General features: G+C 71.1%; 25 protein-coding genes. 11 read left to right on the plus strand and 14 right to left on the minus strand.

Features of this window, described 5'->3' with window-relative positions; translation table 11 throughout:
* Positions 1–18 precede the first annotated feature (18 nt).
* On the minus strand, positions 19–1,257 hold the full coding sequence (locus tag ACFWZ2_RS07155) for a MurT ligase domain-containing protein (RefSeq protein ID WP_384543062.1): 1,239 nt from the start codon (positions 1,255–1,257) through the stop codon (positions 19–21).
* Positions 1,258–1,411: 154 nt separating this feature from the next.
* On the opposite strand from ACFWZ2_RS07155, the gene def reads away from it, so the two are divergent.
* On the plus strand, positions 1,412–1,951 hold the full coding sequence (gene def, locus ACFWZ2_RS07160; RefSeq protein WP_384543065.1) for a peptide deformylase: 540 nt from the start codon (positions 1,412–1,414) through the stop codon (positions 1,949–1,951).
* A 28-nt stretch (positions 1,952–1,979) separates the two neighbouring features.
* On the opposite strand, the gene ACFWZ2_RS07165 is transcribed toward def, so the two are convergent.
* On the minus strand, positions 1,980–2,624 hold the full coding sequence (locus ACFWZ2_RS07165) for a TetR family transcriptional regulator (protein ID WP_384543067.1): 645 nt from the start codon (positions 2,622–2,624) through the stop codon (positions 1,980–1,982).
* Between the two features lie 164 nt (positions 2,625–2,788).
* On the opposite strand from ACFWZ2_RS07165, the gene ACFWZ2_RS07170 reads away from it, so the two are divergent.
* From ACFWZ2_RS07170 to ACFWZ2_RS07180, 3 genes are all read left to right on the plus strand, one after another.
* Positions 2,789–4,015 (plus strand): acyl-CoA dehydrogenase family protein, encoded by a 1,227-nt coding sequence (locus ACFWZ2_RS07170; protein WP_384543069.1) that lies wholly within the window; start codon positions 2,789–2,791, stop codon positions 4,013–4,015.
* Positions 4,016–4,165: 150 nt separating this feature from the next.
* Positions 4,166–4,609, plus strand: coding sequence for a MarR family winged helix-turn-helix transcriptional regulator (locus ACFWZ2_RS07175; protein WP_384543072.1), 444 nt, complete (start codon positions 4,166–4,168; stop codon positions 4,607–4,609).
* An 81-nt stretch (positions 4,610–4,690) separates the two neighbouring features.
* Positions 4,691–5,242, plus strand: a complete 552-nt coding sequence (locus ACFWZ2_RS07180; RefSeq protein WP_384543074.1) for an isochorismatase family protein — start codon at positions 4,691–4,693, stop codon at positions 5,240–5,242.
* Positions 5,243–5,264: 22 nt separating this feature from the next.
* Here the strand turns inward: ACFWZ2_RS07180 and ACFWZ2_RS07185 are convergent, their stop codons facing one another.
* The 3 genes from ACFWZ2_RS07185 to fabG are packed head-to-tail and all read right to left on the minus strand — an operon-like array spanning position 5,265 to position 6,998.
* Positions 5,265–6,053 carry a GNAT family N-acetyltransferase gene (locus ACFWZ2_RS07185; RefSeq protein WP_384543076.1) on the minus strand — a complete coding sequence of 263 codons (789 nt, stop codon included), beginning with the start codon at positions 6,051–6,053 and terminating at the stop codon, positions 5,265–5,267.
* A gap of 41 nt (positions 6,054–6,094) precedes the next feature.
* The gene (locus ACFWZ2_RS07190) at positions 6,095–6,241 is read right to left on the minus strand and encodes a hypothetical protein (RefSeq protein WP_384543079.1); all 147 of its coding nucleotides are present in this window, start codon (positions 6,239–6,241) and stop codon (positions 6,095–6,097) included.
* A gap of 52 nt (positions 6,242–6,293) precedes the next feature.
* On the minus strand, positions 6,294–6,998 hold the full coding sequence (gene fabG, locus ACFWZ2_RS07195; protein ID WP_384543082.1) for a 3-oxoacyl-ACP reductase FabG: 705 nt from the start codon (positions 6,996–6,998) through the stop codon (positions 6,294–6,296).
* A gap of 304 nt (positions 6,999–7,302) precedes the next feature.
* On the opposite strand from fabG, the gene ACFWZ2_RS07200 reads away from it, so the two are divergent.
* On the plus strand, positions 7,303–8,109 hold the full coding sequence (locus tag ACFWZ2_RS07200; protein ID WP_384543084.1) for a helix-turn-helix domain-containing protein: 807 nt from the start codon (positions 7,303–7,305) through the stop codon (positions 8,107–8,109).
* A gap of 80 nt (positions 8,110–8,189) precedes the next feature.
* Positions 8,190–9,185 (plus strand): MBL fold metallo-hydrolase, encoded by a 996-nt coding sequence (locus ACFWZ2_RS07205; RefSeq protein ID WP_384543087.1) that lies wholly within the window; start codon positions 8,190–8,192, stop codon positions 9,183–9,185.
* Here the strand turns inward: ACFWZ2_RS07205 and ACFWZ2_RS07210 are convergent.
* From ACFWZ2_RS07210 to ACFWZ2_RS07220, 3 genes are all read right to left on the minus strand, one after another.
* Positions 9,148–10,188, minus strand: a complete 1,041-nt coding sequence (locus ACFWZ2_RS07210; protein WP_384543090.1) for a PhlD — start codon at positions 10,186–10,188, stop codon at positions 9,148–9,150. The two genes, ACFWZ2_RS07205 and ACFWZ2_RS07210, sit on opposite strands and share 38 nt — an antisense overlap.
* 121 nt (positions 10,189–10,309) lie before the next feature.
* Positions 10,310–11,125 (minus strand): helix-turn-helix domain-containing protein, encoded by an 816-nt coding sequence (locus ACFWZ2_RS07215; RefSeq protein WP_384543092.1) that lies wholly within the window; start codon positions 11,123–11,125, stop codon positions 10,310–10,312.
* A 434-nt stretch (positions 11,126–11,559) separates the two neighbouring features.
* Positions 11,560–12,450: a Gfo/Idh/MocA family protein gene (locus ACFWZ2_RS07220; RefSeq protein WP_384543095.1), complete on the minus strand. Its 891-nt coding sequence runs from the start codon at positions 12,448–12,450 to the stop codon at positions 11,560–11,562.
* Between the two features lie 390 nt (positions 12,451–12,840).
* On the opposite strand from ACFWZ2_RS07220, the gene ACFWZ2_RS07225 reads away from it, so the two are divergent.
* Positions 12,841–14,313 (plus strand): MFS transporter, encoded by a 1,473-nt coding sequence (locus ACFWZ2_RS07225; RefSeq protein WP_384543098.1) that lies wholly within the window; start codon positions 12,841–12,843, stop codon positions 14,311–14,313.
* Positions 14,314–14,315: 2 nt separating this feature from the next.
* A complete protein-coding gene (locus tag ACFWZ2_RS07230) occupies positions 14,316–14,975 on the plus strand; it encodes a TetR family transcriptional regulator (RefSeq protein ID WP_384543100.1) in 660 nt (219 codons plus the stop codon).
* On the opposite strand, the gene ACFWZ2_RS07235 is transcribed toward ACFWZ2_RS07230, so the two are convergent.
* Entirely contained in the window at positions 14,926–15,876 is a 951-nt protein-coding gene (locus tag ACFWZ2_RS07235; protein WP_384543103.1) for a DMT family transporter, read from the minus strand. The genes ACFWZ2_RS07230 and ACFWZ2_RS07235 overlap by 50 nt on opposite strands.
* 77 nt (positions 15,877–15,953) lie before the next feature.
* Between ACFWZ2_RS07235 and ACFWZ2_RS07240 the strand changes: the two genes are divergently transcribed.
* Together ACFWZ2_RS07240 and asnB are read left to right on the plus strand one after the other, a co-directional pair.
* Positions 15,954–16,583, plus strand: coding sequence for a TetR/AcrR family transcriptional regulator (locus ACFWZ2_RS07240; protein WP_384543105.1), 630 nt, complete (start codon positions 15,954–15,956; stop codon positions 16,581–16,583).
* Positions 16,584–16,821: 238 nt separating this feature from the next.
* Entirely contained in the window at positions 16,822–18,663 is a 1,842-nt protein-coding gene (asnB, locus tag ACFWZ2_RS07245) for an asparagine synthase (glutamine-hydrolyzing) (RefSeq protein WP_384543108.1), read from the plus strand.
* On the opposite strand, the gene ACFWZ2_RS07250 is transcribed toward asnB, so the two are convergent.
* On the minus strand, positions 18,636–18,959 hold the full coding sequence (locus tag ACFWZ2_RS07250; RefSeq protein WP_384543111.1) for a hypothetical protein: 324 nt from the start codon (positions 18,957–18,959) through the stop codon (positions 18,636–18,638). The two genes, asnB and ACFWZ2_RS07250, sit on opposite strands and share 28 nt — an antisense overlap.
* A 304-nt stretch (positions 18,960–19,263) precedes the next feature.
* On the minus strand, positions 19,264–20,019 hold the full coding sequence (locus ACFWZ2_RS07255; protein WP_384543114.1) for a sulfite exporter TauE/SafE family protein: 756 nt from the start codon (positions 20,017–20,019) through the stop codon (positions 19,264–19,266).
* A gap of 203 nt (positions 20,020–20,222) precedes the next feature.
* Between ACFWZ2_RS07255 and ACFWZ2_RS07260 the strand changes: the two genes are divergently transcribed.
* The gene (locus ACFWZ2_RS07260; protein ID WP_384543117.1) at positions 20,223–21,155 is read left to right on the plus strand and encodes a LysR family transcriptional regulator; all 933 of its coding nucleotides are present in this window, start codon (positions 20,223–20,225) and stop codon (positions 21,153–21,155) included.
* Here ACFWZ2_RS07260 and ACFWZ2_RS07265 read toward each other — a convergent pair.
* The 3 genes from ACFWZ2_RS07265 to ACFWZ2_RS07275 all read right to left on the minus strand — a co-directional run bounded on the left by ACFWZ2_RS07265 (position 21,125) and on the right by ACFWZ2_RS07275 (position 24,473).
* On the minus strand, positions 21,125–22,360 hold the full coding sequence (locus ACFWZ2_RS07265; protein WP_384543120.1) for an RNA polymerase sigma factor: 1,236 nt from the start codon (positions 22,358–22,360) through the stop codon (positions 21,125–21,127). The two genes, ACFWZ2_RS07260 and ACFWZ2_RS07265, sit on opposite strands and share 31 nt — an antisense overlap.
* Positions 22,354–22,767, minus strand: coding sequence for a YciI family protein (locus tag ACFWZ2_RS07270; RefSeq protein WP_384543122.1), 414 nt, complete (start codon positions 22,765–22,767; stop codon positions 22,354–22,356). Before ACFWZ2_RS07270 ends, ACFWZ2_RS07265 begins: the two co-directional genes overlap by 7 nt.
* A gap of 176 nt (positions 22,768–22,943) precedes the next feature.
* Positions 22,944–24,473 (minus strand): MFS transporter, encoded by a 1,530-nt coding sequence (locus tag ACFWZ2_RS07275; protein ID WP_384543125.1) that lies wholly within the window; start codon positions 24,471–24,473, stop codon positions 22,944–22,946.
* Positions 24,474–24,750 lie beyond the last annotated feature (277 nt).

A 24,750-nucleotide genomic window follows, 5' to 3' on the forward strand; every position in this document is an offset into this window, starting at 1 on the left:
CATTGTCCTTACCCGGGGTCAGTTGCCGACGCGGCGGCGCAGGTCCTGGAACGCGGTGTAGTTCGCGATGGTCTCGATGCGTCCCGGCGGGGCGAGCTGCACCGCCTCGTCGACGGACTCGCAGACCCGGAAGTCCAGACCCGCGACCTCGAGGCGCACGGCGAGGTCCAGCTTGCGGTCGCCGAGGACGAAGATCGGGTGGCCCGCGAGGCGGGTGTAGTCGACGTCCCACAGCCAGGAGGTGTCCGTGCCGTCCGCGCCGCGGGCGTTCACCGACAGGATCACCGGGGTCGGCGGCGGGTCGATCAGCGAGAACGTCTCGAGCCAGCCCGCGGGGTTCTTCGCGAGCAGCAGACGCAGGTCGCGGCCCTGGAACTGCACGACGTCATAGCGTCCCGCGACGGCCTGCACCTGGTACATGCGCTCCAGGGCGACCTGCGGCGGCACCCCGAAGACGGCGGCGACGGCCGCCGACGAGGTGGCGTTGGCCTTGTTCGCCCGGCCCGGCAGCTGCAGGTGGATCGGCCACGCGGAGCCGTGCGGGTCGAGGACGTGGTCGCCGGAGAGCACCCAGCTGGGCGCGGGGCGGCGGAAGCCGCACTCGCCGCAGAACCAGTCGTCCCCGGGGCGCTGCATGACGCCGCCGCAGGACGGGCACGACCAGGCGTCGTCCTTCCACTCCTGGCCCGCGGCCACCCACACCACGTTCGGCGAGGAGGAGGCCGCCCAGACGACCAGCGGGTCGTCGGCGTTGGCGATGACGACGGCCTTGGACCCGGCAAGGCCCTCGCGCCACTTCTCGGCGAGCATGCGGGTCTCCGCGGCGCGGTCCAGCTGGTCGCGGGAGAGGTTGAGCAGCGCGATCGCCTTCGGGTCGACGTCACGGGCGACGCCCGCGAGGTACTTCTCGTCGACCTCGATCACGCCGTACTTGGCGTCGGAGCCGCCGGCGAGCGCCGAGGTGATTCCGGCGGGCATGTTCGCACCGAGCGCGTTCGAGACGACCGGGCCGCTGGCCCGCAGCGCCTCGGCGATCAGTCGCGTGGTGGTCGTCTTGCCGTTGGTGGCCGACACGAGGACGACGTCCAGGTGCGTGGCGAGCCGCCCGAGCAGCTCGGGGTCGAGCTTGAGCGCGACCTTGCCGCCGATCACCGATCCGCTGCCGCGGCCCGCCGCGCGTGACACCGCCGCGGCCGCCTTGCCCGCCGTCACGGCCAGCTTGGCCCGCGGCGACAGCGGGTCCGTGTTGCCTGACATCTGTCGAGATCCTCCTTGCGTACGGCGCCGCGCCTGCCCCCGGCATCGTTTTTTTGGCTCAGCTCTTGGCTCAGCCTATCGAGATCCACTGACAAGCCCGAATTGCGGCACCACCCCGACACCGGGGCTGTTCAAGGACCGTACCCTTGCCGCCATGCGACACGGCTCGATCCCGGGCGCCTCGGGGCGCGTACGACCTCTGACCCTGCTCGGTGACCCCGTGCTGCACGCCCCCTGTGAGGAGGTCACCGAATTCGGCCCCGGACTGGCGCGGCTCGTCGAGGACATGTTCGCGACGATGTACGCCGCCCAGGGAGTGGGCCTGGCCGCGAACCAGATCGGCGTCGCGCAGCGGGTGTTCGTGTACGACTGCCCGGACGACGAGGACGTCCGGCATCTCGGGCACGTGGTGAACCCGCGCCTGGTCGAGGCGGACGGCGTGACGGTGCGCGGCCCCGAGGGCTGTCTCTCGCTGCCGGGCCTCGAAGCGGGTACCCCGCGCTTCGACCACGCCGTGGTCGAGGGCGTGGATCTGCGCGGGGAGCCCGTGCAGATCCACGGGACGGGCTGGTTCGCGCGCTGTCTCCAGCACGAGTGCGACCACCTGGAGGGCGGCGTCTACACCGACCGCGTCACCGGCTGGCGGCGCCGCAGGGTGCTGCGGGCCGCCGCCAAGGCGTCCTGGAACGTCTGAGGACCGGCACCCGGACGTCGGGGGCGGCTCAGAAGCCCGGGCCGCCGACGCGGTTGCCCGCGGCGGCGAGGCGCCCCCACAGCAGATCCGCGAGGCTGCTGACCAACTGCACGCGCGGGCACGGCCGTTCGCCGAGCCACCAGTCGCCCGCCGCGTGCATCATGCCGACGATGCCGTGCCCCCAGACCCGGGCGAGCTCCGCGCTCTGCGGGCCGAGGTCGACGCGCTCCTCGATGACCTCGGCGAGCTCCTCGCCGAGGCGGCGGAGCAGGGGAGCGGAGTGCAGGCCGACGTCGAAGCCCTGCTCGCCGGGGGTCGGGGCCTCCGACGGATGCATCAGGAACCGGTAGACCTGCGGACGGGCCTCGATCGCCGCGAGGTAGGTGTCGAGCGTCGCCTCGACCCGCTCCCTGCGCTCCGCGGGGGCGTCCAGCGCGGCGCGCAGGGCCTCCAGGAGCGCGTCCGTGTGCCGCTTGGCGAGCGCGGCGTAGAGTCCGCCCTTGTCGCCGAAGTGGCGGTAGAGGATCGGCTTGGTGATGCCCGCCTCCGCGGCGATGGCGTTCATCGAGGCGCCGGGTCCGTCGCGGAGCACCACCCGGTCCGCGGCTTCGAGCAACTCCCGTCGCCGGTGCTCGGCGGACCGCTGCTGATCGGTCCGCTGCGTGGTCTCCATGGCTTCTCCCCGCCCGTGCTGATTCGGTGACGCACGCGCAACGTAACACCCGGCGACCTGTGCCCATCGAACGGGCTGCCGGGAGTTGACATGGACTACTGGCCAGTAACAGACTTCTGTTACCGCAAGTAACGCCGCAGTTGATCGCTGGTCCTGGAGGGGTCATGGCCGAGTTCACCATGGAGCTCAACGACGAACAGAAGGAGGTCCGGGACTGGCTCCACGGTTTCGCCGCCGATGTGATCCGCCCCGCGGCCGCCGAGTGGGACGAGCGCGAAGAGACCCCTTGGCCGATCATCCAGGAAGCGGCCAAGCTCGGGATCTACTCCCTGGACTTCTACGCCCAGCAGTTCTTCGACCCCTCCGGGCTCGGCATCCCGATGGCGACCGAGGAGATCTTCTGGGGCGACGCGGGCATCGGCCTGTCGATCATGGGCACCGGCCTGGCCGCCGTGGGCGTTCTCGCCAACGGCACCGAGGAGCAGATCGGCACCTGGATCCCGCAGATGTACGGCGACGTGAACGACGTCAAGGTCGCCGCCTTCTGCTCCTCCGAGCCGGACGCGGGCTCCGACGTGGCGGCGATGCGCACCCGCGCCGTCTACGACGAGGCCAAGGACGAGTGGGTCCTCAACGGCACCAAGACCTGGGCGACCAACGGCGGCATAGCCAACGTCCACGTCGTCGTCGCGGTGGTCGACCCGGAGCTCGGCTCCAAGGGGCACGCCTCGTTCATCGTGCCGCCGGGCACGCCCGGCCTCGCGCAGGGCCAGAAGTTCAAGAAGCACGGCATCCGCGCCTCGCACACCGCCGAGGTCGTCCTGGAGGACGTGCGGGTGCCGGGCCACTGTCTGCTCGGCGGCAAGGACAAGCTCGACGAGCGCCTCGCCCGCGCCCGCGAGCGCGCCAAGTCCGGCGGCGAGCGCGTGAAGAACGCCGCGATGGCCACCTTCGAGGCGTCCCGCCCGGCCGTCGGCGCGATGGCCGTGGGCACCGCCCGCGCGGCGTACGAGGAGGCCCTGGAGTACGCCAAGACGCGTACACAGTTCGGTCGCCCGATCATCGACAATCAGGGCATCGCCTTCCAGCTCGCCGACATGCGTACGCAGATCGACGCGGCGCGTCTCCTGGTGTGGCGTGCGTCGTGGATGGCGACCACCGGCAAGAAGTTCGAGTCGGCCGAGGGCTCCATGTCGAAGCTGTACGCGAGCGAGGTCGCCAAGAAGGTCACGGCGCAGGCCGTGCAGATCCTCGGCGGCAACGGCTTCACCCGCGAGTACCCGGTCGAGCGCATGCACCGCGACGCCGCGATCTACACGATTTTCGAGGGCACGAGCGAGATCCAGCGCCTCGTGATCGCGCGCACGCTGTCGGGGATGCCGATCCGCTAGCGCGCGTGTTGCACGTGAAACATCCGCCTCTGTCGCTTTTGCGGCAGGGGCGGCTTTCTGTTCTGGCTCGGATCGTTTTGCCCGCGTGGAAGCGCGGATATCGACAGGCAAGTTTGCAAGTTTACCTGTCGATCTCGTACGGTGAAGAACATGAGCGCACTCTCTGGTGACCCCACCCCCGAGCAGGTCGCCGCCGATCTGACGGGTGTCGTACGGCGGCTCGTGCGGCGCCTGCGCGGCGCGGCGCCGGTGACCGGACTCAGCCCCTCGCAGCGTTCCGTGCTCGCCCGGCTCGACGGCGAGGGCCCCGCCACCACCGCGGGTCTCGCCCGCGCGGAGCTCGTGCGGCCCCAGTCGATGCGGATGACCGTGGGCGCCCTCGTGGACATGGGGCTCGTCGAGCGCGCGCCCGACCCCGACGACGGGCGGCAGTCCGTCGTCTCCGTGACCGATCAGGGGCGTCGCACGCTCGCCGAGCTGCGGGCCGCCAAGCACGACTGGCTCTCGGCGGCGCTCGCTGCGGAGTTCGACCCGGCGGAGCGCCGCCAACTGGCCGATGCCGTCGTGCTGTTGGAGCGGCTGGTGCGGAAGTGAACCCGTACAAGAAGCGCAAGAAGCAACAGCAGAAGCGCAAGAAGCACAAGTCGCGCAGGAATTACGAGAAAGACGACTTCCATGGCTGCCACCGTCCTTGACCCCACCACCGCCCTCGTCCTCGTCGACCTCCAGAAGGGCATCACCGGGCTGCCCACGGTCCACCCGGCGCACGAGGTCGTCGAGCGGGCCGCCCGGCTCGCGGACGCCTTCCGTGCGCGCGGTCTGCCCGTGGTCCTCGTGCGGGTCACCGGGGGCGCTCCCGGACGTACGGAAGGGCCCGCGCGCAGCGGGGAGTTGCCCGCCGACTGGGCGGAGCTCGTGCCCGAACTCGGCCGTGCGGACAGCGACATCGTCGTCACCAAGCAGCAGTGGGGCGCCTTCTACGGCACCGACCTCGATCTGCAGCTGCGCCGCAGGGGCGTCAGCCAGGTCGTGGTCGCCGGGATCGCGACGAGCCTCGGCGTGGAGTCGACGGCCCGTGCGGCGCACGAGCACGGCTATCACGTCACCGTGGCCGTCGACGCCGTGACCGACATCGACGCCGACGCCCACCGCAACAGCGTGGAGAAGATCTTCCCGAGGCTCGGCGAGACCGACACGGCGGAGGCCATCGCCGAGCTCCTCGGCTGAGCGGCCCCCGCAGGGGCGGCGGTCAGGGCTGGTACACGTACGGCGTGGTCGTGCACAGCGTGGTGAAGCCGAGCCGGTCCAGGATGGGGCGGCTGTCGTCCGAGGCGTCGACCTGCAGATAGCGGTAGCCGCGCTCGACGGCGATGCGGGCGCGGTAGGCGACCAGGGCGCGGTAGATGCCCTTGCCGCGCCACTCGGGGGCGGTGCCGCCGCCCCAGAGACCGGCGAACTCGGTCCCGGGGCAGAACTCGATGCGGGCGCCGCACACCGGCCGGTCACCGGCCATGGCGACGACCGCGACGATGTCGTCGGGCGCCTCCGCCAGCTGGGCGAGCACCCGCCTGCCGATCTGCTCGGCGAGGGCCGCGTCACCCTCGCCGAACGCCGCGAGATGCGCCTCGGACATGAGCCGCACCCCTTCCGCGTCCGTGACCGGCAGCAGGCGAAGGCCCTCGGCCAGTTCCGGCCCCGCGGGCAGGGCGGCGGCCTCGGCGACCATCACGGTCTCCGTCGGGTCGGCCCGGAAGCCCGCGGCGAGCAGCCGGTCGGCGAGGTCGGCGGGGCGGTCGTGGGAGTGCAGCTTCCACTCGAACTCCCGCCCCGCGGCGGTGTAGTCACGCACCTGGTCCGCGATCACGGCATCGGCGGTCGCCGCGTCGACGTCCGCCCACAGGACACCGTTCCAGTCGTGTTCCGAGCCGACCTGGCGCACCACGCCACCGAGCCGCTCGATCCGTGCGGTCGGGCTGTCGCTGTGCGCGTCGCGCCGCAGCTGCCGGTCGTACGCGACCCGTGCCTTCTCATGATCCATGCGGTCACTTCAACAGCTCGGACAACGGGACAGCAACTGGATTACGGGCGCCCCCGGCCCTTCTGGGACCCCGTCGTGGTGCCGGTGCCCTTGCGCACGTCCCACGCGGATTCGCGGAGCGCCGAACGCCCCGCGACGTGCCGGTCCGTGGCGACGGCACGCGTCACCGCGGCACTCCCGTACGTCATGTCGTTCCTCCTTCCCGTTCTCGTTTCCCTCGCCCACGGCCGACGCGTCCGTTCAGTGGCCCAGACCCGCCCCGCCCGTGACGGGAAGCACGGCGCCGTTGATGTAGGCCGCGTCCTCGGAGGCCAGGAAGTGCACCGCCGCCGCAATCTCGTGGGGCGCGGCCATCCGGCGGGCGGGGATCTGGTCGACCATGGACCGCCGCTGCCCGGGGGTGAGTTGCTGCGCCATCTCGGTGTCGGTCAGGCCGGGGGAGACCACGTTGAACGTGATGTTCCTGCTGGCCAGTTCGTGCGTCATGGAGCGGGCGAAGCCGATCAGGCCCGCCTTGGACGCCGCGTAGTTGGCCTGGCCCGCCTCGCCGCGCAGGGCGACGGCGGAGGAGATGAAGATGACGCGGCCGTTGCGGGCGCGCAGCATCGCGCGCGATGCGCGCTTGGTGACCCGGAAGGCGCCGGTGAGGTTCGTGTCCAGGACGGCCGCGAAGTCCTCCTCGGAGAGCCGCATCAGGAGCTGGTCCCGGGTGATTCCCGCGTTGGCGATGAGGACTTCGACGGGGCCGTGCTTCTCCTCGACCAGGGCGAAGGCGGCATCGACGTCCTCGCTCCTCGTGATGTCGCAGCGCACCCCGAAGTGGTCGGTCGGCGCGTCACCGGAACGGTAGGTGACGGCGACACGGTCCCCGTCCGCGGCGAACCGGTCGGCTATGGCCCGGCCGATGCCCCGGTTCCCGCCGGTCACCAGGATGGATCGACTCATGTGTCTTCTTCCTCGCGGCCGGTTCCGGTGCCCTCCTGCAGTCCCCTGTTCCGCAGGAAGGCCCGAACGCCGCGCTGTCGATGGGCGGTTGAATGGCATGGACACACGAATCAGTGCCGGAAGGTAGGCTCACCGGCACACAGAGTGTGGTTGCGGCCTCGATCATGGTGGATGGTCCCGCCGTGATCTAGGGGAAGGTTCTGGCACGTAATTCCGGTCGCCCGTGCGGCGACGCCCTCGCCTGGCCCCGGTCGCAGCAGCCGTCCGCGGGGGAGGTGCGGTGCAACCCCGAGCACTGCGACAGATGCTGAAGACACGACGCGCGCAGATGGACCGGGACATGGTCCGCCGCAGACATCCGGAGGCGGGGCTCGAGCCCCGTCCGTCACGGCGGCCCGGCAGACCCGTGCAGGGCCTGTCGCAGGAGGACTTGGACCGGCTGCTGTACTGCGCGCGCGGTGACTACGGCCGGTTCGAACGGGGCGCGCGCACGTTCAGGGACGAATTCCTGTACGCCGTCGGACAGATCCTGCTCCTCAGCGAGGAGGAGTTCACGGTCATGTGGGCGTTCGCGCGGGGCGGCCAGCCGCCGCACCCGCTGCATCCGCAGATCGGGCTGAGCAATCCCGAGGGATGGCAGCGTCTCCTCGACGGGCAGCGGGAGATCACCTATGTGACGGACTTCGCGTGGAACGTCTGGATGTACAACGAGCCGTTCCAGCGCATGTTCCAGGGCGGCAAAGCGCCGAAGAACACCCTGGAGTGGATGCTCCTGACCGACGAGGCGCGGCAGACGCTGATCGACTGGGACAAGGTCTGGGCGCCGAGCGTCATCGCGCAGATGGAGGGGGCGGTCGCCCGCCATCCCGAACATGCGACGCTGTCCCGCATACGACGGGCGGTCCTCGCGGACGAGAGGACAGGACCGATCCTCCGGGGCCTGTCCCAAGGGGCGCTCCATCCGGACGGCGCCCGGCGGCGGTTGCTGCACCCGGAGCACGGGCCGGGCGACGTGACCATGCTGGCGGCGATGCCGTACAGCACGCCGCAGGGCCGCTGCATCACGGTGATCTACGACGCCGACGAGGCGACCGGGCGGACCGCGAACTGAGGCACACCGCGCGGTGGTTCGGCAAGCCATGTGGTGATGTTCACAGAGTGTGACCGGCGGCCAGTGATCACAATGCCGCTATGCGTATACCCACTGAACTGACCAAGACCGCGGAAGGCCTCCACGTGTGGCTGCCGGAGGGCGCCGGACTGTGGGGGCTCGCCAACTGCGCCCTCATCACGTCCGAGGACGAGGCGCTGCTCGTCGACACCCCCTACACCACCGCTCTGACGGCGGCGCTCGCGGAGGCGGCGGGTGACGTGATGGCGCCGGGGACCGCCATCACCCGTGTCGTCAACACCCATCCCAATGGAGACCACACCTTTGGGAACGCGTACTTCACCGGCGCCGAGATCATCAGCACCGACATGAACCTCGAGCGGCTGTGCAGTGAGCCCACACCGCAGCAGACCCAATCGCTCGTCCGCGACAGCGCCTGCGACGAGCCCCTCGGGTGGTACGCGCGCAAGCACTTCGGAGACTACGACTACACGGGTCTCGACGTGGTCCCGCCGACCACGACGTTCAGTGGGGAGCACACTCTGCGGGTCGGCTCGACCGAGGTCCGCCTCATCGAGGCGGGCCCGGCGCACACCGCGGGCGATCTCCTGGTCCATCTCCCGGAACAGGGCGTCGTCCTCGCGGGGGACGTCCTGTTCATCGACGACCACCCGGTGCACTGGCAGGGACCTCTGTCCGGAGTGATCGCCGCCTGCGAGCGCCTCCTCGCCCTGCGCCCCGAGGTCGTCGTCCCGGGCCACGGTCCCGTCGTGGGGCCGGCGGAGGTGCGGGCGTATGTCGGGTATCTCCGGGAGCTGGAGGGGCTGATCCACGAGGGGTACGCCCGGGGGGTGGACGCCTATGCGGTGGCCTCGGAGATCCTGGCGGGGGGCTTCCATCCCCAACTCGGGCTCGCCGAGCGCATCGTGATCCTGACCGCTGTCGAATACCGTCACCTCGGCGGCGGCGGGGTGACGGTGCCCAACACCATCGGACTGCTCGCGGGCGCGGCGCGCTGGGCCTTCGAGCAGGCGCAGCCTACGCGTGCCAGCGGCACCGCAGGGCGGCCGTCGTGAAACCGGGGCCGTAGGCCACCGCCGCACCCAGCGCCTCGTTCTCCGGCGGTTCGCCATGTGTGCGTTCGAGGACGCGGAAGACGCTGACGCCGCCGAGGTTCCCCTCGTCGGAGAGGGTGGCGGTGGAGTGGCGGGCGGCGTGGTCGTCGAGGCCGAGGGCGGTCGCCGTGTCCTTGATGATGCGCGGGCTGCCGGGGTGGATGACCGCGAAGTCGCTGCGCCGTGGCCCGAACCAGTCCACGACGGCCGGCAGCACGTCGTCGGCGGCGTTGAGGGCCTTCTTGGTGGAGTCGAAGTGGAAACCGTCCGCGGAGATGCGTCCGTGGTAGCGATCGAGGCTGTTCGGCAGCACGTACTCGAAGGTGTCCTCGATCGCGATCCCCGGCTCCAGGGGAGTGCTGGTGACGACCGTGGCGGCGGCGGAGTCACCGAACAACGCCTTGTAGATCATGGATTCGATGCTGGTGTCACGGTGGCTGTAGACACTGGAGATGACCTCGGCGGCCACCACGAGCACCTTGCTGCCCGGCCGCGCGGCCACGAGGTCGGCGGCGCGGATCAACGCCTGGACACCACCGGCGCAGGCCAGCGTGGTGAGGGCGATATGTCGTGCGGTGGGCCGCAGGTTGAGCCGGTCCATGAGTCTGACGTCGAGGTTCGGTACCGCCCACCCCGTGCAGTGCGCCGTGACGATCGCGTCGATGTCCTCGCCCGCCAGCCCCGCGGCGTCGAGTGCCCCGGTCGCGGCGCGCTCGGCCATGGAGAGCGCATCCTCGAAGGCGCCGGTGGCACGCTCCTCGATGCCCGCGGAGCCCGCCACCGTCGGAGAGTCGACGGGGCGGGTGAAGTGCCGCGTGGTGACGCCGCAGTTGCCCACCACCCGCAGTATCGCGCCGAGACGCGGGTGATCGGGGTGGTGAGCACGGATGTCGTCGGCTATCTCACCGGTGGTGACTTTGTGGTCACCGAAGACGGTCAGAGGTCTGGAGACATAGGCAGGCACGGAGTTGCTCCCACGGGCTCGGTTGGATGTGGGGGATGCGGCACAACGTACTTCACCGCGCCGAGCCCGTCGCCCCTGGTGCATCAGGGTGCGTGAGGGTGCATGACATTTTGTGTACGGGTCAAAGGGCCCGCAGCATGGGGGAACGTGGATGCGCGCGCTTCTCGCCGGGATGGAACACCAGAATGATCAGCCGGGCCCCGGGGGCCGTCAAGGGCTGTGCCGCGCACATGGTGACCCAGCCGGGTCCGAACTCGGCGTGCAGCAGGGGACGCTCGTCACCGTCCGGGTGGGGGAAGGAGTCTCCGGCCTCATAGAGCCGGGCGGCTTCGGTGTCCTCGAGGACTTCCTTCTCGATCTGCCGCAGGACCTCGTCCTCGGGCCGGGCCGCGAGCGCGGCCCGCAGTTGCGGCAGGACCAGGGGAGCCCAGGCGGTGTACCAGTTCGTCAGGACCTCACGGCCGTCGAGCAGCATCCACCGCATGGTGTTGGCGGGGACGGCCCTGCCGGGGAACAGGGCGGCGAAGGGCTCGTTGTGGGCGAGGAGGTCCCACGAGGCGTCGGACACATAGGCGATGTGCCGGATGCCCTCCACGGCCTCCTGCCATACGCCGGGTATCTCCTTGCCCGACGTCGGGTGCAGCGGACCCGGCGGATCCTGCAGCAGTGCGTATCTGCACAGGGACACCCATTCCTGCTCATTGAGCCCGAAGAGCCGCGCGACGTCGCGGAGCAATGAGGTCGGCGGATTGGGGTAATTGCCCGATTCCAGGCGGTGGTACGTGCCGAGTGTCCGGTGCAGCAGCTGGTCGACCTGGTGCTGCGAAAGCCCGGGAGCCCGCCGTCCCTGCCCGGTGGGGCGGGCGAATCCGTGTGATTCGGGGGCTATGAGGGCGCGTCGTTCGCGGAGCAGAGCGCGGAGCGCCGTCTTGTTCATGGTGGGTAATCCCTCTTGATGCACGCCGAGTTGGAGCGTGATCAGTCTAAATATTCACATGGGCTTTGGTAGTAAACATTGCCCGAAGAAAACGATCAGTCCCTACGGCATCATGGAGTGCGCGAGCTCGTCGACCTGCAGCTTTGATCGTCGACGGGCGCGCGGGCACAACTGTGGGGCATCTTGTCCGGGGAGCGCGAAAATGGCTGAAATTCCCCGGCATTGGGTACCCCCTAGGCCCACTGGGCCGTTGCGGGAAGCGTGTGGGACGGTTGTTCGTATTCCGATCCGTGTGGTCGGAAACGGGACGGCACGGCATCGCACGGAGCTTCTTCCCGTTCCGGTTTCGTGGGTCCACCGGCTGCGGTCGGTGCCGTCACTCGCCATTACGTAGCGGCCACGGTACCGGCCGCCCGTGGTTGTCCCCGGGCGGATCACGCGGACGCGATCCGTTCCTCGGCCGCCGCCAGGATCTCCGTGACCCGCACTCCGAACCGGACGTCGCAGGCGTGCGGCGTGCCGGTCCGCGCGGACTCGACCAGTGCGTCGACCGCTGTCCTGAACGCGTCGCCGGGACCGTCCCACGACGGCAGCACGGCGGTGCCGATCTCGCTGCGCAGCTCCACGCTCAGGCCCGCGCACTTCACCGGCGCCGTCAGGCTCAGCGCCGCCGTGCTGGAGGCCCCGCTGGTGTGCCGCAGGATCAGATGGGCGGTGTCCCCGGCGCCCTGCGCGGCCGTCACCGAGGTGACGTCGCCGAGCACCGGCAGCAGGATCGACAGGGCGTGCGGGCCGACGTCCCACAGTCCGCCGCGTCCGGCGCGCCACGGTGACGAGAACGCGGGGTCGCCGCCGTCCGGCGCATAGAACGAGCCGTACCAGTCGGCGCGGCCCGTGAACCAGCCGCCCGCGGCCGTCTGTTCGGCGATCCAGGCCGAGGTGGCGGGCGCGAAGCGCACCGTGAAGAAGACCACGGAGGCCACCGAGGCCCGCTCGGCCGCCGCCGCGAGGCGCCGCGCCCCTTCGACGGTCGTCGCGACCGGTTTGTCGAGCAGCAGGTGGCAGCCCGCCGCCGCGGCCCGTTCGGCGAGCGGCGCCTGGACGTCGGGCGGCACCGCGAACGCCACGGCGTCGCTGGCCGCGAACAGCTCGTCCACGTCCGCGTACGCCGTGGTGGCATGCGTCGCGGCGAGCGCGGCGGCCGCCTCCGGGCGGCGGCCCCAGATGCCGCCGAGTTCCACGCCCGGGTGCCGGGCCAGCGCGGGGGCATGTGTGGCGGAGGCCCAGGGGCCCGTGCCCACCAGGCCGATACGGAGTCGGTTCATGGGCGGCAGTATGACCGAGAGAGCCCGGGGCTGACCTCTCCCGACCGAACTCGGGCCGAAGTCCGACCGGACGCGGGGCGAGGTCCGGGCCGATGCGGGAGCTGAAGTGCCGCTTCCGTAAGGTGAGTTGGGTCATCGGATCGGTCGGACAAGGGCAGTTGTCACGAAACGGCGGAGGCCGTTGTCCGGACATTCCGTCCCACTGGGCGCATTCCACCTCGCGCGAGTCGTCGCGCATCGCCCTATATGGGTCGTGAAGCGCCGCACGGAATGGTCGTGGCAGGGGGCATGTTCAAGAGGCACATGCCAACTCCCCTGCGGTGAATGCCCATTCACCGGCTATGGTGAATTTCAATTCACCTCAGGGCAGCTGGCAGCGGGGGAGTCTTGATGAAGCCCGTCCCGATATCCGGTGAGGCGTCGGGCGTGCGCGCCCGGCTGACCGTTCCCGTGCTGGCCTTCGGCGGCATCCTCATGGCCGTCATGCAGACGGTGGTCGTGCCGCTGCTGCCCGATCTGCCGCGGCTGACCGGCAGCTCGGCGGGTGCCGTCTCCTGGCTCGTCACCGCGACCCTGCTGGCCGGCGCGGTGCTCACCCCCGTGCTCGGCCGCGCGGGCGACATGTACGGCAAGCGCCGCGTCCTGCTCATCGCCCTCGGTCTGATGACCGCCGGGTCGGTGCTCTGCGCGCTGACCTCCGACATCCGGCTGCTGATCGCGGCGCGTGCGCTGCAGGGCGCGGCCGCCGCGGTGGTGCCGCTCTCCATCAGCATTCTGCGCGACGAACTCCCGCCGGAGCGCACGGGTTCGGCGGTCGCCCTGATGAGCTCCACGGTCGGGATCGGCGCCGCGCTCGGCCTGCCGCTGGCCGCGCTCGTCGTGCAGTACGCGGACTGGCACATGATGTTCTGGGCGACCGCGGGGCTCGGGGCCATCGGGTTCGCGCTCGCCTGGGGGGTCGTACGGGAGTCGCCCGTACGCTCGCCGGGGCGGTTCGACACCTGGGGTGCGCTGGGGCTCGCGGTCGGTCTCGTCTGTCTGCTGCTCGCGGTGTCGCAGGGCGGGCAGTGGGGGTGGGGGAGCGGTCCGGTGCTCGGGCTCTTCGCGGGCGCCGTCGTCGTCCTCTCCCTGTGGTGGCACCGGCAGCTGCGCACCGAGCAGCCGCTGGTGGACCTGCGTCTGGCGGTCGGCAGGAACGTGGCGCTTCCGCATGTGGCCGCGCTGCTCGCCGGGTTCGCCTTCTACGCCAACTCGCTGGTGACGGCGCAGCTGGTGCAGGCGCCCGCCGCGAGCGGCTACGGCCTGGAGCTGTCCATCGTGGCGACCGGCCTGTGCCTGCTGCCCAACGGCCTGATCATGCTGGTCCTCTCGCCGGTGTCGGCCCGCGTCTCGGCCGCGCGGGGCCCGCGTGTGACGCTGGCGATCGGGGCGGCCGTCATCGCCGTCGGATACGTCGTACGCATCGTCGACAGCCGTGACTTGTGGGTGATCCTCGTGGGCGCCGCGGTCGTGTCGACGGGGACGACCTTCGCGTACTCCGCGCTGCCCACCCTGATCCTGCGGGCGGTGCCGGTCGGGCAGACCGCTTCGGCGAACGGCGTGAACGTCCTGATGCGGACCATCGGGCAGAGCGTGTGCAGCGCGGCCGTGGCCGCCGTGCTCGTGCGGCACGCCAGCGCCGTCGGGTCGGCGCACGTCCCCACGCTGCGGGGCTATCAACTGGCCTTCGCCCTGGCCGGTACGGTCGCGCTCGTCGCCTGCGCCGCCGCTCTGGCCATACCCTCGGACACGGCACCGGAGGGTGGGCGGCCGCCCGCGGGGAGCGGCGGGACCGCCCAGGAGACGGCCCTGGAAGGAACCTGACCATGGGGAGCACGGCTTCGTCCTCGACACCGGCGTCGCCGAGGGGCCCGGACCGGGGATCGGCTTCGGCCCCGGCGCCCCCGCCTTCGGCGAGTGCCTCGTGCGCACCGCCCGGCCGCCGCGACGCCGAGGCCAGCAAGGCCGCCATCGTCCGGGCCGCCCGCCATCTCCTCGCCCGGCACGCGCACGGCGACATCACGCTCAAGGCGGTGGCCGAACGCGCCGGGGTGAGCCCGCCGTTGATCCTCAAGTACTTCGGGAACAAGGACGCGCTCTTCTCCCAGGTCATGTCGTTCGAGACGGACGCGGACGCCTTCTTCGACGCGCCCGTCGCCGGTCTCGGCCGCCACATGGTCCGCCATCTCCTGACCGGTCAGGCCGAGCGGGGCGCGGACCCCATCCTGCGCATCGTCTTCGCCCCGCTGCACGGCGAGCAGGGGGACATCCTGCGCGCCAACTTCCGTACGCAGGTGGCCCAGCGGCTCAGTGAACGCCTTCCGGGTCCCGACGCGGGCCTGCGGGCCGAGCTGGCCGTGGGCATGCTGATCGGGCTCGGTGTGATGTACGGCATCGCCCGCGGCCCCTGGGTGCGGGCTGCGGAGATCGACGAGATCACCGACCGGTACGCGCCCGCGGTGCAGGCCCTGCTGACGCCCGGGTGACCCGGGGCTCTACCGGAGCGGCGGCCGTCGGACGTTCCGCGCTCCGGCCGCGGCGTACGACCACGACCGCCGCGAGCCCGAGCGCGAGGCCCGCCGCCGTCTGCGCCCCGAAGGGTTCGCCGAACATGAGGGCGCCCCACAGGGCCGTCACCGGTGCCATGAGGAACATCAGCGTATTGACCTGGGTGACCCCGGAGCGGCGCAGGATCAGCCAGTACAGGCCGTACCCGCCGAACGTGGAGAGCGCCACCAGCCAGCCGATCGCCGTCCAGAACGACGCGTCGGCGGGCGGCACGACCGCGCCCGCCGCGGCCGCGAGTGCCGTGAAGATCACGGCACTTGTCGCGCAGTGGACCGTCATCGACACCGCGGGGCCCACCGGACGGGCCGAGCGCCGGTCCAGGAAGGTCGCCGCCACCAGCGACAGCATGCCGAGGAACGGCACGAGGTAGGCCCACCACGGCGCGTCGCCGCCGGTGAAGTCGGCCGCGGTGACGACGGCGACGCCGGTGACCCCGAGCACGAGGCCGAGCCACTGGGTGCGGGAGACGTACTGGCCGAGCAGCGGCCCGGCGAGCGCGCCCGCGACCAGCGGCTGGGTGCCGTCGATCAGCGCGGTCGTCCCGCTGGAGACGCCGAGTTGGATCGCGTAGTAGACGGTGAGGAGATAGCCGCTCTGCGACAGGGCGCCGACGGCCGTCTGGCGCCCGATGTCGCGGGCCGTCACGCCCCGCCAGGACGCTCTGGTCAGGGTGAGCGCGACGACGGCGAGGACGACGGCGAGGGGCAGGAAGCGCCACATCAGGACCGTCACCGCCGACGCGCTCCCCGCGCCCAGCTTGGCGCCGATGAAGCCGGAGCTCCAGGTCAGTACGAAGGCGATCGACAGCAGGACGTTCACGGTGGGCCTCCCCGCCGGGCCGGGTATACAGATCGGTCTACCTGGATCGAGTATACAGATCGGTCTACTATGGGTTCATGAGTGAGCAGGAGAAGGGCGGCGGGGAGCCGGGTGGTCCGCGTCGCATCGTCATGACGCCGGGCGCGCGGCGCGCCCTCGACGCCGCGGGGCGGCTGTTCTACGAGCGCGGCATCCATGCCGTCGGCGTGGATCTGATCGCCGCCGAGGCCGGGGTCACGAAGAAGACTCTCTACGACCGGTTCGGCTCCAAGGAGCAGCTCGTCGTCGAGTACCTCGCCGACCGCGACGAGCGCTGGCGGGCCTTCCTCGCCCCGTACCTGGCGGACGCGGGCACGGCGCGTGCCAGGATCCTGGCCGTCTTCGACGCCTCGCGCGACTGGGCGGAGGGCCGGTCGAGCAAGGGGTGCAGCATGGTCAACGCGCATGCGGAGATCAGCGATCCCGTGCACCCGGCGTACGCGGTCATCACGGGTCAGAAGACGTGGATGCTCGCGCTGTTCACCGATCTCGCGCGCGAGATCGCGCCGCGCGGGGCCCAACACCTCGGCAGGACCCTGATGTTGCTGCACGAGGGTGGTCTGGTCGCGCACGGCCTGCGCATCTTCCCCGGCGCCGTCGACCAGGCGCGCGCGGACGCCGAGGAGCTGTTGCGGGCCGCGGCGGCGGGGGATTCCGTGGATCGTTGACAAGTCTTTGCCCGTGGCCGGAATGTTTCGTTCCGTGATGCGTGACGTCCCTGCGGGGGTGCGGTGACGGGGTGTCAGGGCGCGGCGGAATGCCGTCTGGCCTTGGCAAAGGGCGGCCGAAATGGTGGGGGTGCGGGCGGCCGTCGGATCGTGAGCGCATTGACCGTACGCAATCGCAGGCGCACTCTCCTTATGTAGATGCTAGATACATCTAGTTCGGCAGTGCAGGAGGAAGCGCATGTGTGGCATCACCGGCTGGGTCTCCTTCGACCGTGACCTCAGGACCGCGTCCGAGACGCTGGACGCCATGACGGAGACGATGTCCTGCCGGGGCCCGGACGACCGCGGCACCTGGTTCGGCGGACCCGTCGGGCTCGGCCACCGGCGGCTCGCGATCATCGATCTGCCCGGCGGGCGCCAGCCCATGACCGCCGAGACGCCGACCGGCACGGTGGCCCTGGTGTACTCGGGGGAGACGTACAACTTCACCGAACTCCGCCGCGAACTGGCCGCCCGCGGGCACCGGTTCACCACCGAGTCCGACACCGAGGTCGTGCTGCGCGGCTACCTCGAATGGGGTGAGGCGCTCGCCGAGCGGCTCAACGGCATGTACGCCTTCGCGATCTGGGACGGCCGCCACGACAAGCTCGTCATGATCCGCGACCGCATGGGCATCAAGCCCTTCTACTACTACGAGACGCCGGACGGCGTCCTCTTCGGCTCCGAGCCCAAGGCGATCCTCGCCAACCCGCTGGCCCGCGCCCGCGTCGGCATCGACGGTCTGCGCGAGCTGTTCACCGTCGTCAAGACACCCGGGCACGCCGTGTGGGAGGGCATGCGCGAGGTCGAGCCCGGCACCGTCGTGACCGTCGACCGCTCGGGCCTGCGCCGGCACGTCTACTGGACGCTGGAGACCCGGCCGCACACCGACGACCGCGACGCGACGATCGCCAAGGTCCGCGCGCTGCTCGACGACATCGTGCGCCGCCAGCTCGTCTCGGACGTGCCGCGCTGCACCCTGCTCTCCGGCGGCCTCGACTCGTCGGCGATGACGGCGCTGGCCGCGCGGCAGCTCGCCGAGGCGGGTGAGACGGTGCGCAGCTTCGCCGTCGACTTCGTCGGCCAGACCGACAACTTCGTCGCCGACGAACTGCGCGGCACGCCCGACACCCCCTATGTGCACGACGTCGCCAAGCTCGCGGGTACCGAACACCGCGACATCGTCCTGGACTCGCACGCCCTCGCCGACCCCGACGTACGCGCGAAGATGATCGGCGCGCGGGACATCCCGATGGGCTTCGGCGACATGGACGCCTCCCTGTACCTCCTCTTCCGGGCCATCCGCGAACACTCCACGGTCGCGCTGTCCGGCGAGTCGGCGGACGAGGTCTTCGGCGGCTATCTGCAGTTCTTCGACGAGGAGGCGCGGGCGGCGGACACCTTCCCCTGGCTGGTGCGGTTCGCCGACCACTTCGGGGACGACGCGGGTGTGCTGCGCGCCGACGTGATGGGTGCGCTCGATCTCCCCTCGTACGTCAAGGAGGGCTATGCCACGGCCGTCGCGGGGATCCAACGCCTCGACGGCGAGAGCGACTTCGAGTACCGCATGCGCAAGATCAGCCATCTGCACCTGACCCGCTTCGTGCGCGTCCTGCTCGACCGCAAGGACCGCGCGAGCATGGCCGTCGGCCTTGAGGTGCGCGTGCCGTTCTGCGACCACCGGCTCGTCGAGTACGTCTACAACGCGCCCTGGGCGCTGAAGTCGTTCGACGGCAGGGAGAAGAGCCTGCTGCGCGAGGCGACCGCGGACGTCCTGCCGCGGTCGGTGTACGACCGGGTGAAGAGCCCCTACCCCTCCACTCAGGACCCCAAGTACGCCGTCGCCCTCCAGGGGCACGTCAAGGATCTGCTCGCCAGGCCGGGGCATCCGGTCTTCGAACTCGTCGACCGCGAGGTGGCGGCGCTGGCCGCCGAGCGGGAGGCGCCGCAGATCACCCAGGCGTCGCGGCGCGGCCTGGAACGCACCCTGGACCTCGCGCTCTGGCTCGACCTCTACAAGCCGGATCTCGCGCTGTCCTGATCGGCGGCGGCCAGCCCTTCGACGGCTTCGACGGGCTCCGCCGAGGTCGCGAGGGTGTCGAGGAACCGCCGGAGCGCGGGTATGCCGTCCGCTCCGAGGTCCCGCTTGACCGGTGGCACCGCCGCCCCGCGCCGGGAGTCGGTGCGCCGGCCGGGGCCGGGGCGCTCCTCGGCGCGGACGGTGACGGCACGGCGGATGAACTCGGCCACCGGCACCCCGAGTTGCTCCGCGAGCCGGAGGACCGCGTCGTACTCCTCGGGCGTGAACAAGACCTGCACAGGCTTGGCACCGTCCATGGACGCATGATGCCGCCCGGGCGTGTGTGACGCGGTGCGGTTGGCATATTCGCCCTCGAAGGCGTGAAATCCGCTCGGAGACCGACGCAGAGTGAGGGGCGACTGCTCAGACATGGGTGTGGCCCCGGCCGGACGGGGGAATCGCGGTCGGGGCCACATCATGTTCAACGGTGAACAAACGCGTGGTGTTCCCAGGTGAGAGGTCTGCCGGTGTGAGCTGCGTTACGCGGGAGTCGCCCTTCCGGCTGTTCTCGTGGTGTCACCGTCCGTAGCCGCGTGCCTCGGCCGTCAGGGGCGGGCAGCCCTAGCGCACCATCATCACCACGGACGCCGTCACGCCCACGACGACGATGAAGCCGCGCATCACGGTGGGCGGCAGCCTGCGGCCGTAGCGGGCGCCGACCAGGCCGCCCACCGTCGAACCCGCGGCGATCAGGCCCGCGGCCGTCCAGTCGACGTCCGCGACCACGATGAAGAGGACCGCGGCGACGCCGTTGACGATCGAGGCGAGGACGTTCTTCACGGCGTTCAGGCGCTGCAGGTCGTCGAGGAGCGAGGCGCCGAACAGGCCCATGAGCAGGACCCCTTGGGCCGCGCCGAAGTAGCCGCCGTAGACGCCGGTGGCGAGCACCCCGCACCACAGGAGCACGCCGCCGTGCTCCTTCGCCGGGCTCTCGCGCTCCTTGAGGCGCCGGTTGAGCCGGGGCTGCAGGAGTACGAGGACGCAGGCGGTCAGGATCAGCACCGGCACCACCGCCTGGAAGGCGTCCGCGGGCAGTTCGAGCAGGAGCAGCGCACCGATCAGACCGCCGATCAGCGAGGCGGTGCCGAACCGTACGAGACGCCTCGACTGCCCCTTCATCTCACGGCGATAGCCGTACGCGGCGCTCAGCGTGCCCGGCACCAGACCCAGGTTGTTCGACACATTGGCGAGCACCGGCGGGAACCCGAAGGCGAGCAGGGTGGGGAAGGTGATGAGGGTCCCGGACCCGACCACCGCGTTGAGCCCGCCGGCCGCGACACCGGCGGCCGCGACGGCCACCATCTCGAACGCTTCCACAGAACACCTTTCCCGCAGGGGTGTTGACCCGCGCCGGTACGGCGGGGCCAGGGCCCGCGCGCCGGGTCTCCGTCCGGGGGAACCCCGGGTCGACGCCCGTCACCGGGTCGCCGCCCGGGCCTGGTTCGATCTTGGTGCACGGTCAAAACCCAAGTCAATCCTCGGGTTTCCTTACGACTCTCCAAGGGATACCTTCACCCCTCGTGACCCTCGACGACCTCCGCGTCTTCATAGCCGTATGCCGGGCGGGCAGCCTCAGTGCCGTCGCCCGCGACCTGTCCTGCACCCAGTCCGCCGTGAGCCAGCACGTCAAACGCCTGGAACGGGAGCTGGGCGTGAGCCTCCTGGAACGGCATGCGCGGGGTGTCGTGCCCACATCGGCGGGGCGCGTGCTGCAGGCCGCCGCGGCCGACGGCATCGGCGGCATCGATCTCGCCGTGCGCCGCCTGCGCGACCTGGCGCGCGGCGACGGCGGCACGGTGCGGGTGACCACCGGAGCCACCTCGGTGCGGCACTTCATGGCGGAGGCCGTCGTCGACTTCCGGGAACGCTGCCCGCGGGTCAGCCTGGAGTTCCAGACCATGAGTTCCAGCAGCGGCTGCTTCGACGCGCTCGCCGCCGACGACCTCGACCTCGCCTGGATCACCATCGGCGCGCCCGTGCGCGGCATCGAACAGCGGCCCGTCGTCGAACTGCCCTGGGTGCTCGCCGTCCGCGCCGACGACCCGCTCGCCGGACGCGACCGCGCCGAACTCGCCGACCTGGCCGCGGGACAGCTCATCACGCCGCCGGGGAACTCGACGTCGCGCGGTCAACTCGACGTCCACCTCGGCGAGTCGGGGGAATCGCTGCCCACAGGAACCAGCGTCGCCGACTGGGACACGGCCGTCCTCCTCGCCGAACTCGGGCTCGGCCATGCCGTCGTGCCCGCACTGCCCGGCTGGCGCGACCAGGGGCCCGCCGGACTCCGCCTGGTCCCGGTCCCCGATCTGCCGCCGCTGCACGTCGGCTGGGCGGTACGCCGATGGGGCGCGCTGAGCCCGTCGGCGCGCGCCTTCGCCGACACCGTCGCCGCGCACTGCGCGCCGCTCGGCCCGCCGTCCGCTCAGGACGACAGCCTGGCAGCGCGCGTCTGAAGGTAGCGGGCCTCGGGCCTGCTGAGCGTGCCCCGCGCCGCCAACCGGTAGGCGGCGCACGCCTCTTCGACGTCACCCGCCCTCTCCAGGAGATGGGCCCGTACGGCATGGAGGCGGTAGTGCCCCTTCAACCGGTCTTCCAGCGCGGTCAGTTCACCGAGACCGGCCCGCGGCCCGTGCACCATCGCGAACGCCACGGCCCGCCCGAGCTCGGCCATCGGCTCGGGAGCGCGGCGTACGAGAAGGTCGTACAGCGCGAGGATCTGCGGCCAGTCCGTGGCGTCCGCGTCCGCCGCCTCGTCGTGCAGTGCCGCGATCGCCGCCTGCAACTGGTAGGCACCGGCCGGTCCTTGGGACAGCGCCTCCTCGACCAGCGCCGTGCCCTCGGCGATCGCACGCCGGTCCCAGCGGCCGCGGTCCTGTTCGTCGAGCGGGATCAGCTCGCCGTGCGGTCCTGTGCGGGCCGCACTGCGCGCCTCGGTGAGCAGCATCAGCGCGAGCAGGCCCGTCACCGCGCCGTCGCGGGGCAGCAGCCGACGCACGGAACGCGTGAGCCGGATGGCCTCGCGCGCGAGGTCCGCGCGGTGCAGCGCCTCGCCGGAGGTCGCCGTATAGCCCTCGTTGAAGATCAGGTAGAGCACCTGGAGGACGACACCGAGCCTGCTGTCCCGGTCCTCGGGCCCCGGCTGCCGGAACGACTCGCCCCTGATCCTCGTCTTGGCCCTGCTGATCCGCTGCGCCATGGTCGACTCGGGCACCAGATGGGCGCGGGCGATCTCGGCGGTGGTCAGACCGCCGACGGCCCGCAGCGTCAGGGCGACCTGCGCGGGCGGGCCGAGCAGCGGATGGCAGCACAGGAACAGCAGCGTGAGCGTGTCGTCGTCCGAGGGGGCGCGGCCCTCGCCCGGCGGGGGAGCGGTGAACGCGTCGCGCGGCGTGAGCAGTGCCGCGTCCTCCTCGCGGCGCCGCCGCGCCTCGTCCGAGCGCAGCTGGTCGGTGAGGCGGCGCGCCGCCACCTTGATCAGCCAGCCGCGCGGATTGTCCGGCACCCCCTGCTCGGGCCACTGCCGCGCCGCCGCGAGCAGCGCCTCCTGCACGGCGTCCTCGGCGGCGCCGAAGTGTCCGTAGCGACGTACGAGCGCGCCGAGGACCTGCGGCGCGTGGCGGCGCAGCAGGTCCTCGACCTCGGTCGTAGGTCTCAACATTCGCCTCCCGCGGACTGCACGGGCCGGATCACGACGGGCGGCTCGACCATGCCCTCGGGGCCGGGGCACTCGAGGATGCGCCGGGCGATCTCGGTCACCCGCTCCAGGCTCTCGCACTCGAGCAGCCAGTACCCGGCGAGCACTTCCTTCGTCTCGCCGTAGGGCCCGTCCGTGATCACCGGGCGGCCGTCCTTGTCCTTGCTGACGAACCGGGCCTGCGCGGGCTCGGTCAGGCCCTGCCCGTCGATGAGCTCACCGGACTCGGCCAGGTCGTTGTTGATCTCGCCCATGAAGGCGAACATCGCCTGCAGCTCCTGCTCGCTCCAGGCCGGGCTGTTTCCGGAGGGCTTGCCCGCCATCGCCTCGTAGTCGGCCTGCGAGCCCTGGACCATCACCAGATACTTCATGTCTTCGCTCCTCGGCTGCGCCGTCACCCCTCGTGGGCGACTCTCACAGGGGACGTCGGAGCGGACGGCGCGTTCTCGACACCTCGCGGAAAAGAATCCCGGAGAAATCCTATCGACGCACGGGAACGGGGTCCTGGCGAAGCTCCAGGGCATGGCGGGGCGGGCGCGGCACGGGTTCAGCCCAGGTGGACGGGGCCCGCGCCGTCGGCCGCCCGCTGGCTGCCCGCGGTGATGGCGAGGGCGGTGACGACGAGGCCCGCGAGGAACATGGCGCCCGCTCCGACGAAGGCCAGGTCGTAGCCGTGGGTCATGGCGTCGGCCGCCCGGGCGAGGAGACCGTGGTCCTCGGTGGCCGCGGCGCGGTAGAACGAGGCGGCCGCGTCGGGCAGCCGGTCGTCGGCCGCCGATGTGGAGATCGTCGCGAGGACGGCGAGGCCGAGGGCGCCGCCGATCTGCTGGGCGGTGTTGAGGAGGGCGGACGCGATGCCCGTCTCCTGGTGGCCGACGCCGCTGACGGCACCCAGGGTCATGGGTACGAAGCTCATCCCGAGGCCGAGCGCGGTGACGAACATCGCGGGCATCAGATGCCCGAAGTACGACGAGTGAGGCGTGAGCGTGGCGAACCAGAACATGCCGACGGCGGCCACCAGCAGGCCGGGCCCGGCGATCACGCGGGGCGCGAGGCGTGTGACGAGCTTGGCGCTGACGGTGGCCGCGACGCCCATGCCGAGGCTGAACGGCAGATTGGCGAAGCCCGTCCTGACCGCGCTGTAGCCGAGGATCAGCTGGAGGTAGAGGGTCAGGAAGTAGAAGGTGGCCATCATGCCCGCGCCGATGAACAGCATCGTCGCGTAGGAGCCGGAGCGATTGCGGTCCTTGAACAGGCGCAGCGGCAGCATCGGGTGCGCGGTGCGGCTCTGGATGAGCAGGAACGCGGCGAGCAGCACGGCGGCGACGGCGAAGCAGGTCAGGGTCAGGCCGTCGGTCCAGCCGTGTTCGCCGCCGCGGGTGATGCCGTACACCAGGGCGATCAGGCCGCCGGTGCCGGTGATGGTGCCGGGGATGTCGAGGCGGCCGCGGTGGCGTTCGGCCTCGACGAGCGTCCGTGTGCCCGCGAGCACCGCGAGGCCGATGGGGATGTTCACGAAGAACACCCATCGCCAGTCGAGGGCGTCGGTCAGGATGCCGCCGAGCAGGAGGCCGACGGTGGCGCCGATGCCGGCCATGGCGGCGTAGACGCCCATCGCCTTGTTGCGCGGCTTGCCCTCGGGGAACGTCGTGGCGATCAGCGACAGGGCGCTGGGTGCCGCGACGGCGGCGCCGACACCCTGCAGGACGCGCGCCCCGATCAGCAGCCCTTCGTTCGGGGCGAGGCCGCCGAGGAGGGAGGCGAGGGTGAACAGCGCGATACCCATCTGGAACATCAGCCGCCGCCCGAAGAGGTCTCCCGCCCGGCCGCCGAGCAGCAGCAGCCCGCCGAAGGCGAGCGCGTAGGAGTTCACGATCCATGCGAGGTCGGCGTCGGAGACATCCAGGGCGGTCTGGATGCTGGGCAGGGCGATGTTGGTGATCGTGCCGTCGAGGACCACCATCAGCTGGGCCGCGGCGATCACGAACAGGGCCAGGCCGAGATGCCGGCCTCGGGGCGCGGCACCGGAGGCGTCCGCCGGTGCGGGGGCGGTGACAGCCGTGCTGTCAGCAGACATGAAAGAGCTCCAGGACGAGGCGTGGACACAGTGCGCCGGAACAGCTGACAGACGCGGAAGAGCGTCTTCCATTTCGGCGTGAGAGGTCATGGTGGACCCCTTCGAAGAAAGGGATCACCGCAATGCAATCCGAGCGGGGAGCCGCCGACAATACGGCCACGACTCGGGACGAGTGGGAACCCTAACACTCGATAGTGCCTGGTCGGAGCATGGTTCGGGCATTTTCTTCCCGATCCCTTTTGCGCTTGACATTCCCCTTCTGGGTGTGGGCAATAAA

The organism is Streptomyces sp. NPDC059002 (genome assembly GCF_042740435.1).
Classification (GTDB): Bacteria; Actinomycetota; Actinomycetes; order Streptomycetales; family Streptomycetaceae; genus Streptomyces.